Source organism: Cysteiniphilum sp. 19S12-1 (assembly GCF_052030685.1).
Taxonomy (GTDB): domain Bacteria; phylum Pseudomonadota; class Gammaproteobacteria; order Francisellales; family Francisellaceae; genus Caedibacter.
This window is the reverse complement of record NZ_JBQAJM010000006.1, coordinates 86,630-99,436: the sequence shown is the minus strand read 5'-3', so window position 1 is coordinate 99,436 and position 12,807 is coordinate 86,630. Positions and strand designations below refer to the sequence as shown.

At 39.0% G+C, this 12,807-nt stretch carries 13 protein-coding genes and 1 other RNA gene; 7 read left to right on the top strand and 7 right to left on the bottom strand.

What is annotated here, in order from left to right; translation table 11 throughout:
* Positions 1-51: 51 nt before the first annotated feature.
* Positions 52-381, bottom strand: coding sequence for a LysR family transcriptional regulator (locus tag ACTS4L_RS03365; protein WP_440651700.1), 330 nt, complete (start codon positions 379-381; stop codon positions 52-54).
* A 98-nt stretch (positions 382-479) separates the two neighbouring features.
* Here ACTS4L_RS03365 and parE point away from each other — a divergent pair, with 98 nt between their 5' ends.
* Positions 480-2,369, top strand: coding sequence for a DNA topoisomerase IV subunit B (gene parE, locus ACTS4L_RS03360; RefSeq protein ID WP_440615254.1), 1,890 nt, complete (start codon positions 480-482; stop codon positions 2,367-2,369).
* A gap of 14 nt (positions 2,370-2,383) precedes the next feature.
* Here parE and ACTS4L_RS03355 read toward each other — a convergent pair whose 3' ends face one another.
* Positions 2,384-3,169: a response regulator transcription factor gene (locus ACTS4L_RS03355; protein ID WP_440651698.1), complete on the bottom strand. Its 786-nt coding sequence runs from the start codon at positions 3,167-3,169 to the stop codon at positions 2,384-2,386.
* A gap of 314 nt (positions 3,170-3,483) precedes the next feature.
* Here ACTS4L_RS03355 and msrA point away from each other — a divergent pair, with 314 nt between their 5' ends.
* Entirely contained in the window at positions 3,484-4,062 is a 579-nt protein-coding gene (gene msrA, locus ACTS4L_RS03350) for a peptide-methionine (S)-S-oxide reductase MsrA (RefSeq protein ID WP_440615252.1), read from the top strand.
* A 2-nt stretch (positions 4,063-4,064) separates the two neighbouring features.
* Here the strand turns inward: msrA and sthA are convergent, their stop codons facing one another.
* On the bottom strand, positions 4,065-5,465 hold the full coding sequence (gene sthA / locus ACTS4L_RS03345) for a Si-specific NAD(P)(+) transhydrogenase (RefSeq protein ID WP_440615251.1): 1,401 nt from the start codon (positions 5,463-5,465) through the stop codon (positions 4,065-4,067).
* Positions 5,466-5,615: 150 nt separating this feature from the next.
* Between sthA and ACTS4L_RS03340 the strand changes: the two genes are divergently transcribed.
* Positions 5,616-6,245, top strand: a complete 630-nt coding sequence (locus ACTS4L_RS03340; RefSeq protein ID WP_440615250.1) for a CvpA family protein — start codon at positions 5,616-5,618, stop codon at positions 6,243-6,245.
* A gap of 14 nt (positions 6,246-6,259) precedes the next feature.
* On the opposite strand, the gene ssrS is transcribed toward ACTS4L_RS03340, so the two are convergent.
* Positions 6,260-6,440: non-coding RNA, 6S RNA (ssrS, locus tag ACTS4L_RS03335), on the bottom strand.
* A 108-nt stretch (positions 6,441-6,548) separates the two neighbouring features.
* Here ssrS and ACTS4L_RS03330 point away from each other — a divergent pair.
* From ACTS4L_RS03330 to tmk, 4 genes are read left to right on the top strand one after another with little or no spacing between them, the layout of a single operon-like run.
* Positions 6,549-7,115: a UPF0149 family protein gene (locus ACTS4L_RS03330; RefSeq protein WP_440615249.1), complete on the top strand. Its 567-nt coding sequence runs from the start codon at positions 6,549-6,551 to the stop codon at positions 7,113-7,115.
* Positions 7,116-7,138: 23 nt separating this feature from the next.
* Positions 7,139-8,407, top strand: a complete 1,269-nt coding sequence (locus ACTS4L_RS03325; RefSeq protein WP_440615248.1) for a phosphopentomutase — start codon at positions 7,139-7,141, stop codon at positions 8,405-8,407.
* A complete protein-coding gene (gene deoC, locus ACTS4L_RS03320; protein WP_440615247.1) occupies positions 8,397-9,137 on the top strand; it encodes a deoxyribose-phosphate aldolase in 741 nt (246 codons plus the stop codon). The genes ACTS4L_RS03325 and deoC overlap by 11 nt, the downstream gene beginning before the upstream one ends.
* A 2-nt stretch (positions 9,138-9,139) precedes the next feature.
* On the top strand, positions 9,140-9,805 hold the full coding sequence (gene tmk, locus ACTS4L_RS03315; RefSeq protein WP_440615246.1) for a dTMP kinase: 666 nt from the start codon (positions 9,140-9,142) through the stop codon (positions 9,803-9,805).
* A 126-nt stretch (positions 9,806-9,931) separates the two neighbouring features.
* On the opposite strand, the gene ACTS4L_RS03310 is transcribed toward tmk, so the two are convergent.
* The 3 genes from ACTS4L_RS03310 to ACTS4L_RS03300 all read right to left on the bottom strand — a co-directional run bounded on the left by ACTS4L_RS03310 (position 9,932) and on the right by ACTS4L_RS03300 (position 12,742).
* Positions 9,932-11,083 carry a mechanosensitive ion channel family protein gene (locus ACTS4L_RS03310; RefSeq protein WP_440615245.1) on the bottom strand — a complete coding sequence of 384 codons (1,152 nt, stop codon included), beginning with the start codon at positions 11,081-11,083 and terminating at the stop codon, positions 9,932-9,934.
* 65 nt (positions 11,084-11,148) lie between these two features.
* On the bottom strand, positions 11,149-12,123 hold the full coding sequence (gene nagZ / locus ACTS4L_RS03305) for a beta-N-acetylhexosaminidase (protein ID WP_440615244.1): 975 nt from the start codon (positions 12,121-12,123) through the stop codon (positions 11,149-11,151).
* Positions 12,113-12,742 (bottom strand): hypothetical protein, encoded by a 630-nt coding sequence (locus ACTS4L_RS03300; protein WP_440615243.1) that lies wholly within the window; start codon positions 12,740-12,742, stop codon positions 12,113-12,115. Before ACTS4L_RS03300 ends, nagZ begins: the two co-directional genes overlap by 11 nt.
* Between the last annotated feature and the right edge of the window lie 65 nt (positions 12,743-12,807).

Sequence of the window (12,807 nt, the reverse complement as noted above, 5' to 3'; positions counted from 1 at the left end):
AACGTTGGCATCAAAGGATTGCGTAAGAAAGCAGCCTGGGGAAATCAGACTTTAAGCACTATTTTGGCTCAAGGTTTGTAGATGGGACAGCCGTGCAATTTTAAACAATAGATCTTCCGTTTTATTATGCATTGCTGCCAAGTCTCTTATATCTTGGGCAATGGTTAATAGTGATTGTGCTTTGTCAATAATCTGCTGTCCAATAGCGGTCACAAGTACGCTTTTTTGGAAACGTTCAAAAATGGCAACACCTAACTCATCCTCAAGCTTTTTGATTTGCATGCTAAGTGCCGGTTGGCTGACAAAGCATTCTTGTGCTGCTTTATTGAAGTTTTTATGTTTAGCAACGGCAATAATGTATTCTAGATCACGGATATTCATAATTTTCCATTCGAGGCAGCATTTAGATTTAAGATTACTCGATTTTGTGCCAGAATAAACGATAAAATTAGACATAAAATAATAAGCACCATTTTGTTATGAATCAATACACTGCTCAATCCATTGAAGTTCTATCAGGTCTTGACCCTGTTAAACGACGTCCAGGGATGTATACTGATACACAAACCCCTAATCATGTCGCACAAGAGGTGATTGATAATGCAGTGGATGAGGCATTAGCAGGACATGCCAATAAACTTAACATCAGAGTTTATGATGATGGCAGTTTTGAGGTTGAAGATAATGGTCGAGGGATGCCGGTTGATATTCATCCAGAGGAAGGAATATCAGGTGTTGAGCTCATTATGACACGGCTGCATGCGGGTGGTAAATTTTCAAAAGAAAATTATCTTTATTCAGGTGGACTTCACGGTGTTGGTGTGTCTGTAGTCAATGCATTAAGTTTGCGTGTTGAGGTGTTTATCAAGCGTGATGGTAAGCGTTATTTTATTGCTTTTGAGCATGGTGATAAGGTTGAAGAATTAAAAATAGTATCTGAAGTTGGAAAAAAGAACACAGGGACTACGGTGCGCTTCTGGCCAGATCCTAAATATTTTGATACACCCAAATATGCAACGCGTAAATTAAAAAATTTATTAAAAGCCAAAGCAGTATTGTGTCCAGGTCTTATTGTTGACTATCAAAACGATGAACAAAACGATCGTATGACTTGGCAATACGATGGTGGATTATTGGCGTATTTGCAAGAGAAAATTGACGGTCTTGAGATATTGCCAGCGGTTCCCTTTTCAGGCTCTTTTAGTGATGGACAATATGTTGTTGACTGGGCGCTTTGTTGGCCACAAGAAAGTGATAATCTGATTACAGAAAGCTATGTTAACTTGATCCCAACACCGTTAGGTGGCACGCATGTTAACGGCTTAAGGTCGGGACTGTTAGATGCAATGCGTGAATATTGTGAGCTTCATAATATTTTGCCGCGTGGTGTTAAGATTATGCCAGATGATATCTTTGCAGGCCTTTGTTATGTATTATCACTTAAGATGCCTGAACCGCAATTCTCAGGGCAAACTAAAGAACGATTATCATCACGTGATTGTGTGAACTTTATTGCCACACATGTCAAAGATGCCTTTAGTTTATGGTTAAATCAAAATATTGAGACGGCAAATCAAATTGCTGAAGCCATTATTTCGCGGGCGCAAAAACGCCTTAAAGCCGAGAAAAAGGTTGTGCGTAAGAAAGTAACACAAGGCCCACAATTGCCTGGTAAACTCACAGATTGTGTAACGCAAGATACGCAATATAGTGAGCTATTTCTAGTGGAAGGGGATTCCGCAGGTGGTTCGGCAAAACAGGCGCGAGATCGTGAGTTTCAAGCCGTAATGCCATTAAGAGGGAAAATTCTAAACTCATGGGAAATTGATTCATCAGAAGTACTATCATCACAAGAGATCCATGATATTGCAGTGGCCATTGGCGTTGATCCAGGTAGTGATAATATAGAAGGGTTAAGATATGGTAAGATCTGTATTCTCGCGGATGCGGATTCAGATGGTTTACATATTGCGACATTACTATGTGCTTTGTTCTTGCGTCACTTTAAACCATTGGTTGAGAAAGGGCATATCTATGTTGCTATGCCGCCGTTATTTAGAATTGACGTTGGCAAAGAAGTGCATTATGCGTTAGATGAAGCAGAGAAGAATGTGATCTTACATAAAATAGCTCAAAATAAAAAATCAGCTAAAGCCAATGTTTTGCGCTTTAAAGGGTTGGGTGAGATGAACCCAATGCAACTAAGAGAATCAACAATGGCAATGGATAGCCGACGCCTTGTGCAGTTAACGTTATCCACTGATGAGCGTTTTGATCTGGAGGAAATGGATGAGATGCTTGCTAAAAAGCGTTCATTAGATCGCAAGCATTGGCTAGAGCAAAAGGGTAATTTAGCTGATTTAGAATGATTCAGTAAGAGAAGTTACAAAAAAGAAACTTCTTTATTGTCATAAACATAAGTCAAATATGAATCTAATGTATAACCCTGTGAACGTACTGCTTTAATTGGTGAGCTTGAGTTGTGTCCTTGGGTTAATTTATTACGCAGTCGGTGAACATGAATATTGACATCACGCACGATGCTCTCTTTGACATTTAGATTAAGATATTTGGCAATTTCTTCACGCATAAACGTTTTACTTGGATCAGATAGCAACAGCTTAAGTAAAGCACCTTCTTTGTCGGTTAGGTAAATGTCTGCGTTATCTGGGTGTGTAACTAATGACTTACGCGGATGGTATACCCATTTACCAAATTGGATTTGGTTATAATCACTAATGTTTATATCCTCAATATTGACTGAGCCTGTAATAGCATATGGTGATTGCGTGGTATTGCGATCACGTAGTTTCGCCTTGATACGCGCCATAAGAACGTGCTGGTTGTAAGGAATTTCAATATAGTCATCAGCGCCTGCTTCAAAGCACAATACAATTTCGGTGGCATCGGTACTTTTTGAGACAAAGATAATTGCCATGTTTGGATAGCGTTCGCGAATGTTTTTGCATAGTTCAATGCCGTACATATCGGGTAGTAATAAATCAAGGAGCACTACTCTGGTATTTTTATTAGCAGCCAACCAGTCCAGAGCTTCTTGTCCTGAAAGTGCAACGTTGGTTTGGTGTAAGTAACGTTGAAGTAACGCTTGCAGGTCTTTGGTGTTTTCTTTATTGGTGCTAACCAATAATATACTATTATCTTCTTTCATGGTCTCTCTCATCATCTTTAGGTTAAAAAATCTCCCAGATCATTGTTAATAGTAAATTGAACTCAGTAACACATGATCTTATTGAGCATAATTATATTTAAAATATTTCGGATTTTCCATGTTGTTTATAGCATAACTGCTTAAAAAGTGATTTATTATTCATAATTTGTTGCAAGTTGACAGATAAAAAATATAAAAAACCGATCGATTGTACTTTTAGTGTTTTTAGTGCTTTATGTAATTTACTCTTAATTGTGTTTGGCTTCTTTGTGATCTATAACTTAATAGATTGATAGATAAATTGGAGTGATAAAATGTTGCGATATTTAAAGTTTGCGAGTTTGCTAGGGTTTTATATTTTGACGCAATTTAGCTATGCTGAGTCAAAGATAGCAATTTTTGCTGGAGGTTGTTTTTGGTGTGTCCAAGCGGATTTTGACAAACTTAAGGGCGTTGTCAAAACTGAAGTGGGTTACGATGGAGGGACGGCCTTATACCCAAATTACAAACACGTATCACAAGGGAAAACAGATCATTTAGAAGTTGTTAAAATTTGGTATGAAGATGATGTTCTGGGTTATACTCAACTTTTGAATTATTTCTTTAAACATATTGATCCAACGGTTAAAGATCGACAATTTTGTGATTTGGGTGCGCAATATCAAAGTGCCATTTTATATCTAAGCAATGAACAAATGCTAATAGCGCAAACAGTGATTGAAAAAACTAAAACTTATCTAAACAAGCCAATATATACACAACTACGTCCGAGTACCATGTTCACGGCAGCCGAGGAGTATCATCAAAAATATTATCTAAAAAACCCCGTTAGTTATGCATTTTATCGTTGGCAGTGCGGACGTGATGCGCGGCTAAAGGAAATCTGGCAATGAATCTACAATCTATTTAATCCATTTAAAGCGGCAACTCGATAGGCTTCTGCCATGGTAGGGTAGTTGAACGTTGTATTGATAAAATACATCAATGTATTGGCTTTACCTTTTTGTGACATGATCGCCTGTCCGATGTGAATAATCTCAGAAGCTTGACTACCAAAACAATGAATTCCTAATAACTGCAGTGTCTCACGGTGAAAAATAAGCTTAAGCATGCCAGCGGTTTTGCCTGAGATTTGCGCGCGCGCAAGATCCTTAAAAAACGCGTGCCCCACTTCGTAAGGAATTTTTTCTTCGGTGAGTTCTTGTTCTGTTTTACCAACAGAGCTGATTTCAGGCAAGGTATAAATACCCGTTGGAATATCTTTGATTAAATGATTGGTGCACCTGCCTTTAGCAATATGCGTTGCGGCAAAGCGACCTTGGTCAAAAGCCGCAGAAGCAAGAGAGGGGTAACCAACAACATCGCCAACAGCATAAATATGTGGGTGTTTGAGCGTTTGATAGTTTTGATTAACCTCGATTGATCCACGTATGTTCGCCTCAATATCAATCGCATCAAGCCCTAGTTGATCGGTATTTCCCGTACGTCCTTGGGCAAATAATAAGTAGTCTGATTTGATAATTTTATTTGACTTTAATTTTAGAATTACCTCGTTATCATTGGCATCAATGGTATCATAGTGCTCGTTATGATGCGTGCGAATACCGTGCTCGCGAAAGTGGTAACTCAAAGCATCAATAATTTCATTATCAAGAAAAGATAATAAGCGCTCTCGGTTATTAATCAAATTGACACGGATTTTTAATGTGCGGAAAATAGAGGCATACTCGCAACCAATAACCCCCGCACCGTAAATGGATATGGTCTTGGGGTTGTCATCAAGGTGCAGAATACTATCACTATCCAAAATACGAGGATGATTGAAATCAATATCTTTAGGGTGATAAGGTCTGGAACCTGTGGCAATAACAAAATATTTTGCTTTGAACTGTTCCTTGGTTTGTTCGTCTTCGTCTGCTGAGCAAATACAAATGGTATGTGGGTCTATAAAGCGTGCAAAGCCATGCAACATGTCAACATTATTGCGTTTGTAAAACCCTGTTTTTAGCTCGGTTTGTGCATTGATAACACGTGAAGCATTCTCTAACATTTGTGGGTAACTGTAGTCATGATATTTTGCATGAAAAGAAAAGTGAGATACTGCATGTCGCAGTGCTTTACTTGGGATTGTGCCTTTATGTGTGCAGTTGCCACCGATAGTCTCGGATTCAACAATTGCCACTTTAAGACCTGACTTAGCCGCTTTGATTGCAGCGCCCTCACCACCTGGCCCACTGCCGATGACAATGACATCGTAGTCAAAAGAGTTAAAAGAATCAAAAGAATCGAATTGCATGATATTTACGCCTTTCTTGAAATTTGCTGCAAATTGTAGCATATGGGCTGTGGGCATGTGGAACTTTTTAAGCATTGTTTCAGCACAATGATTGCCAAGTGTCAAAAGCGCGCTACAATAAAAGCTGTTTTAGGCTTATAAGGAAGAGTAATGTCACTGCTAAATTGGCTTGATTGGGTTTTTATTATTATCGTGTTTGGTTTTGCAATTATTGGCTTTTCACAAGGATTTGTGCGTGGATTAATCTCTTTGCTCACTTGGTTGATTGCCGCAGTATCTGCCTACTTTTTTGCAGATTCTCTTGATATGAATATTGTTACAAATTGGTTTAATTCACCTGAAGTGGCATTTTGGATGTCGTTTTTTGCGATTGTACTCTTTGTTTGGCTTTTAGGCGGTGTGGCGCATATTATTTTTGGTGTTTTTCGTAAAGATCATCAGACAGTTACAGATCGCTTATTGGGCTTTTTGTTTGGCGTTGTTAAATCAACGCTTGTTGTTAGTTTAATTGTTGGTGTCCTTAGTTATAACAAGGCATTGACTGAGCAAGAAGCTTGGCAGGGTTCATTATTGGTACCATGGTTAGTCAAAGGTGCAGTTTGGGTTGACCATAAATTGCCAGAAGATGTCCATCAGAAAATACATGATAATAGTATTTATAAAAATGATGATAATGATAAAAGTGGGTTTGGAAGTAGCGATTCTGATCGCAGTAACTCAAAGGGTCATCAAGAGCAGGAGTTTCATAAATCAAAAGCTGAATTGGAGGCCATAGGCTAGTCAGAATTTTTATAGTGCCGCCCATATCTGCCGCTGCTTACATGGCTCTTGAACCCTCAAGAACCAAGTGGGTGCGTTTGCTGTTCGTTGGGCTTCTCAGTCAGACCGAGCATGCACGCTAAAACAAGTATCTACGCTCCCGATATAAATACATCGGCTCAAGAATGTAAGGACTGGCTAACAGCACAGGCAACACTAAACTTACACTTGAAATCATAGAAGCATATGTTACTAAGTGCAAGTGATTTGTTGTAAAAAAAATGATACGATAGCGACATCTTGATTTTAATGATAAAAACACTCATGCAAATAACGGAAAAACAAGTTTTACCTGATTACCAGGAAGTGACTGCTGCACTACGTAAAATTAATGCATTATCTGAAGCTTCTGAGGCACATGCTTTGTTGTGTGCGCTTTTCACAGGCGGTGCTGAAGTGCGTATTGAAGCATGGATGGATTCACTAATGGCTGAACCCATTGAAGCAGGTGATGTTGTCGCGCAAGGTGCATTAAAAGTATTAGCTGAAATGTATCAGCTAACAAAAGCCCAGTTTTTAGCCCAAGATATGCATTTTGACTTGTTGCTGCCAGATGACGATGAAAAATTTCATATGCGAATTGATGCGTTAGCGATGTGGAGTCAGGGCTTTTTGTCAGGACTTGGACTCATGGAGATTAACTACACCAAAGGTTCTGCCGAGGTTCAAGAGGCAATCGCTGATTTAATCGATATGTCGCGCTTGCAGTATGATGATGAAGTCACGGGACAAGAAGATGAAGAAAGGGCCTATATGGAGCTAGTTGAATATACTAAGGTCGCAGTGCTTCTTATTCATAGCGAGTTTGGGCTTAAACGCCTATATTCATAAATATATTGTAAGGAAAAGCATTCGTGTTAAATAATAAAAAAGTAATCATATTATTAATGGATTCTTTTGGTATTGGTGAGGCTAAAGACGCCAAGCTATTTGGTGACCAAGGTGCTGATACCTTGGGGCATATTGTCGATTATCGTGCGCAGTATAAAAGATCATTAGATTTACCAAATCTTGCCAGACGCGGTTTGCAGAAAGCCGCAGAGTTAAGTCGTGCGCGTAAGCTCACAATTGATTTATTCAAAGAAGAGCCTGTTGTAGAAGCTAAATATGGTTATTGTGTTGAAAATAGTAAGGGCAAAGATACGCCAAGTGGTCATTGGGAGATTGCCGGAGTGCCGGTAATGTTTGATTGGCATTATTTTGTGGAAAGTAATCATGCTGAAGATGAAGGTGAATCGGTATTTCCTAAAGCATTTATTGATGAATGGCTAAAGCGCAGTGAGTTAACACAAGGTGTTATTAATGCAGGTCATGCATCAGGCACTGAAGTGCTTAAAACATATGGTGTTAACCACTGCTTGACAGAGAAGCCGATTATCTACACCTCAGCAGATAGTGTTTTTCAGGTGGCAGCCCATGAAGAGTATTTTGGTTTAGAGCGTTTGCTTAAGATATGCAAAATTGCACGTGATCTTCTGGATGAAATGGGATTAGTGGTGGGTCGTGTGATTGCGCGACCCTTTATTGGTGAATCAGCCAATGAATATGTTCGCACGGGAAATCGCAAAGATTATTCAGTATTGCCGCCAGAACCTACCTTGCTTGATAAATTAAAAGAAGCCGGTGGCGAAGTGATCTCAATTGGTAAAATCGCGGATATTTACGCTCATCAAGGAATCACACAAAGTATTAAAGCTACAGGACTCACAGAGTTGTTTGATGTGACAGTGTCTACTTACCAGCATGCTACACCTAATTCGCTCATATTTACAAATTTTGTTGACTTTGACTCAAGCTTTGGTCATCGCCGTGATATTGAAGGTTATGCCAAAGCATTGGAGTATTTTGACTCACGCCTGCCCGAGCTTGATCAACTATTAGATGATGATACGATGGTTATTATTGCAGCGGATCATGGTTGTGATCCAAGTTGGCAGGGAACAGATCACACGCGTGAGCATATCCCTTTTCTGGTATGGGGCAAAAATATCACAACTGAATGCATTGGCGAGCGTATGAGTTTTGCAGATATTGGTCAGAGCATTGCCGACTATATGGGGTTAGCGCCCTTAAGCTTCGGGCAATCTATTTTCAAGTCAGCGGATATAGCACATGTTGATTGATCAAAATCAGTTAGCGGAAATTGTTTCTCTTATTGATCTGACATCACTCAATAAGGCAGACACTCAGGCAAATATCGATCAATTGTTACAAAAAAGCGTTAATCATCTAGGTACAGTAGCTGCAGTTTGTATTTATCCGGAGTTTATTTCATATGTTAAACCCAAACTTAATCCAGATATTGAGATTGCAACGGTGGTTAACTTTCCTCATGGCAAGGCTTCTGTTGATACTGTCGTCATCGAAGTTAAAAATGCGATTAAACTTGGTGCTAACGAAATTGATCTAGTCATTCCCTATACAGAGTATCTTAAAAATGGCGCATCGCCACACGCGATAAATATGGTGAAAGCGGCAAAAGACTTATGCCAAGATCATAAGCTAAAGGTGATTATAGAATCTGGTGAGTTACCACCTGAGCTTATCCAAATCATCAGTCGCGATATGATTAATGCCAAAGCAGACTTTATTAAAACCTCAACAGGTAAAACAGCTGTTGGTGCAACGCTAGAAGCGGCTAAAATCATTTTGCAGGAAATTGCTTTATCAGATCGACTGGTTGGCTTTAAAGCGTCAGGTGGCATTAGAGATTATGTTGGAGCATTAAAATATATTCAATTAGCACGTTCAATATGTGGTGATCACTATATTAATAAACAGTATTTTCGCTTTGGCGTTAGCGGTTTATTGGATAATTTATTAAATTTTGATTCAAGCATAAGCAGTTATTAGAGATGAAAGAAAATAGACAGAATAATCAAAATAACCAAAATAACCAAAAAGCACAGTTTATTGCCATTGAAGGCTTAGAGGGGGCGGGTAAAAGTACCGCGATTGAATTTGTTCGTGAAATATTGGCGCAAAAAAAAATTGAGTCCGTTTTCACACGTGAACCAGGTGGTACTTTCTTAGCTGAAAAGATACGTAATATTTTAATTACATCGTATGACGAAGAAGCGTTGTGCCCTGAAGCTGAGTTGCTGCTTATGTACGCAACACGTATGCAGCATGTTGAAAAGTTGATAAAACCTACACTTAACAGTGGCAAGTGGGTGGTGAGCGATCGTTTTAATTGGTCAAGTTTAGCTTACCAAGGAGGTGGTAGAGAGCTTGGGCTTGATAAAGTTAAGCAATTAAATGATTTGTTGCTACCATCCTTTCGCCCAGATTTAACGATTTACTTGGATATTGATCCAGTAATTGGACTTGAGCGTGCCAGATCAAGAAATGTATTAGACCGTATTGAGCAGGAGAAAATAGCGTTTTTTAATCGTGCGCGCGAGGTGTTTTTAAAGCTTGTTACAGAGAACCCGCAAACGAGTGCTATGATTAATGCCAATAATACCCTTGAAGACGTTCAGGCACAGTTAACCGACGCGTTTTCAAGGTTTATTAAGTAGTGAATCAAGAATAAGTTGCGCTTCAATTATTCCCCTCACCCGTGCAGCTTAAGCTGAACGACCTCCCCCGCAAGGGGAGAGGTACTAGCTGACGCAACTTATTATTGATTCATTACCATAATATTCTTATAGTTTGTTACCAGCAGTCGTGACTTGATCTAATGCGCCTTCAGGGATATTGAGTGTGGTCGTTGGAAAAGCAATTTGGGCACCATTTTGTTCAATGATCTCGCCAATTTTTAGCATGATTTCATCTTGTGCGGCTTGAAATTTGACCCAGTTGGTGGTTTTGGTAAAGGTGTAAACCATAAAATTAATCGAATATGAACCAAAGACGCCTTCAGTATTTGAGCCCATATTGGTGTTACCATTGACAATGCATACCAAAGTTATACATTTTTGATCGATTGCAGGGTGTTTTTTTAGCATCTCACGAGCATCACTTAAGATCTTATGCACTTTACTAAAGTCTTGATAACGCACACCAATATACTGCAAAATTCGACGATTAGTCATGCGTGATGCATTAACAACAGCAGCGGTTAGGAAAGTGGCGTTTGGTACATAAATAGGGCGTCGATCAAATCCACGAATAATGGTGAGTCTAAAGCTGATTTTTTCAACCGTTCCTTGAATACTACCATCAACGGTATAGATCCAATCACCAACAGCAAAAGGTCGGTCAAGATACAGTACGGTGCCGCCAAAAAGGTTTTTGATAAGTTCTTGTTGTGTAATTGCGAAAAAACCCGTTACTACGGTAGCCATACCTGCTAAAGCGACAATAGGGATATCAAGAGCACCAAGCACGCTGAAAAAGAGTAAAATTATAATGATTGCTTGAGCAGCCTTATAGACCGTTTCAATCATGCTAAAGTCATTATAACCGCCATCGGTACGCGTGTTTTTGTCAATGAACAGTTGGCGCATGCCGCGAGCAAATCGTAACAGTATCCATGCGATGCACAAGATGACTAAGATTTTCACAGTTTTATTGGCGATTGCAAAGATCATTTGCGGCTGCTCACCTTGCCAATTAATGAATTGAGTTAGAATGATCCATAACCCAATGATCCATGTGACGTAACGTACAGGGCGATTAACTGCTTGATAAAATATGCGCAAGTAAGGTGACTTTTTAGCAAGACTCTTATCAAAAATAGCAAGTACAATACGAATAATTACATTAACCAGTAAAATAGCGATAATCACAATCGCAGCATGAATATATTCAGCATAAGCTTTGTTAACATCCATATATTGTGTAATAGGATCCATAAATCACTTAATAATATTTTGTAATGAATGTTATTTTAGGGAAATTCTTGAGAACTTCAAGATGGCTATTGTTGCAAATCGTTGTCAAAAAAATGTTGAAAGCACTGCCAACGGTCATTAAAGGTTTTATCATCCTGATAATTATCATTATTAAAAACATTGAGTATTTCATTGATGATAGCAAACTCATTACATAGTAAAGCGATGTCTCCTCCAGCATCAAAGAATTTTTGACAGTTATATAGTTGATGTTTATCAGTTTGAGTTGCAGCAGCCATGCCGAAATCGTCACTAAAAATAATGCCATTAAAACCAATCTTTTGGCGCAGATAAGTGTTAAGCCAAAAGCTTGATTGTGAAGCAATTTCACTATCTATTTGCGGATAAGACAGGTGAGCCACCATAATGCTGTCAGCCTTATTTGCGTTAATAAGTGTGGTGAATGGCAACAAATCGGTTTGCTCTACCTCATTCAACGTTCGCTGATCGATAACGCTTTCTGTGTGGGAGTCAGCCGCGAGGCTACCATGCCCTGGGAAGTGCTTTAAAACACTAGGTAAGTTGTGTTGATGCATGGCGTCAATGTAGTCAGTCGCATGATGTATTACTTCATCGGCATCTTTAGCAAAAGCGCGTGTATTAATCACGCGGCTTGCTTGAGAATATAAGTCAACCACCGGAGTGAAGCTAAAGTCAATGCCATGATATTTTAGCTCATTGGCAAGTGTTGCAACATGCTGTTTAAGTTGTGTTTTATCATTTGCTTGTGCAAGTTCATAGAGTGAGGGTAGTGGTGTGAATTGGTCGCTTTTAAAGCGTTGAACACGTCCACCTTCTTGGTCGACACAAATAATAAGATCATTACGACATGATTTGATGGCTGTCGTTAGTTTCTGTAGTTGATCTGTATTTATGAAGTTGCGAGTAAATAGAATGACGCCAACAACATGTTTGTTTTGTAGGCGGCTAATGTCACAAGTCGTCAGTTGAGTTGATTCAATGCCAATAATAAAGCGAGCAGTGGTTGAGTTACTGTGCATTTTGTTGCTCAGTTAATTGTTGTTGTGTTGCATCACTTGGTTGAAGTGTTGTAGGTGCTGCAGTATTTATTGCTGCTGATTCGCTTGTAGGATTAATTGTTGTCGCATTACTTGTATTAGGTATTGTTGTGTTTGGTGTTGCTACAGTATCACTTGTTTGGTTATTAGCTGGAGGTGAAGTTATTGGACTTTCTTGTTCGGCTGAGCTAGAAACAATAGGTGCACTCAAGGTAACAATACTTTGTTTTAGTGCATTAGCTTTTTGTTGTTGATATAGCGCATAAACCGTGTGCCCTAATAGAGCAATTAAAATAAGAATAACCAAGCGATTAAGGTAATCAAATGGCTTTATTTTGCCTTTGCGTGAGCGCTTATAATCCAAATAATCAATTCTATTTAACATACTCACAATCTTGCGCTCAGGCATCCCAAGGCATTCGCCATATTTGCGATAATAGTTTTTAAGTGATTGAGTGGGTAATTCAAGCGAAAATAAATCGTCTGTATCCTCTAGCATTTGAATGGTTTGTGCCGTGAAGCTCATTTTGCTGGCGACACCGTCGACGGTTAGTTGTTGATGTTCACGTAAGTGCTTAAGTTGTTGCTGAAAGCTATTCATTATAATTGATGCTAGATTTATTGTGACTGCACTGAATTATATACTCAACATAAACCATTTTATAG

Bases quoted from the DNA above. Each gene is read 5' to 3' on its own strand.
- ACTS4L_RS03365 (WP_440651700.1), bottom strand. From the start codon at position 381: ATGAATATCCGTGATCTAGAATACATTATTGCCGTTGCTAAACATAAA.
- ACTS4L_RS03300 (WP_440615243.1), bottom strand. From the start codon at position 12,742: ATGAATAGCTTTCAGCAACAACTTAAGCACTTACGTGAACATCAACAA.
- msrA (WP_440615252.1), top strand. From the start codon at position 3,484: ATGTTGCGATATTTAAAGTTTGCGAGTTTGCTAGGGTTTTATATTTTG.
- sthA (WP_440615251.1), bottom strand. From the start codon at position 5,465: ATGCAATTCGATTCTTTTGATTCTTTTAACTCTTTTGACTACGATGTC.
- ACTS4L_RS03310 (WP_440615245.1), bottom strand. From the start codon at position 11,083: ATGGATCCTATTACACAATATATGGATGTTAACAAAGCTTATGCTGAA.
- parE (WP_440615254.1), top strand. From the start codon at position 480: ATGAATCAATACACTGCTCAATCCATTGAAGTTCTATCAGGTCTTGAC.
- nagZ (WP_440615244.1), bottom strand. From the start codon at position 12,123: ATGCACAGTAACTCAACCACTGCTCGCTTTATTATTGGCATTGAATCA.
- tmk (WP_440615246.1), top strand. From the start codon at position 9,140: ATGAAAGAAAATAGACAGAATAATCAAAATAACCAAAATAACCAAAAA.
- deoC (WP_440615247.1), top strand. From the start codon at position 8,397: ATGTTGATTGATCAAAATCAGTTAGCGGAAATTGTTTCTCTTATTGAT.
- ACTS4L_RS03340 (WP_440615250.1), top strand. From the start codon at position 5,616: ATGTCACTGCTAAATTGGCTTGATTGGGTTTTTATTATTATCGTGTTT.
- ACTS4L_RS03330 (WP_440615249.1), top strand. From the start codon at position 6,549: ATGCAAATAACGGAAAAACAAGTTTTACCTGATTACCAGGAAGTGACT.
- ACTS4L_RS03355 (WP_440651698.1), bottom strand. From the start codon at position 3,169: ATGAAAGAAGATAATAGTATATTATTGGTTAGCACCAATAAAGAAAAC.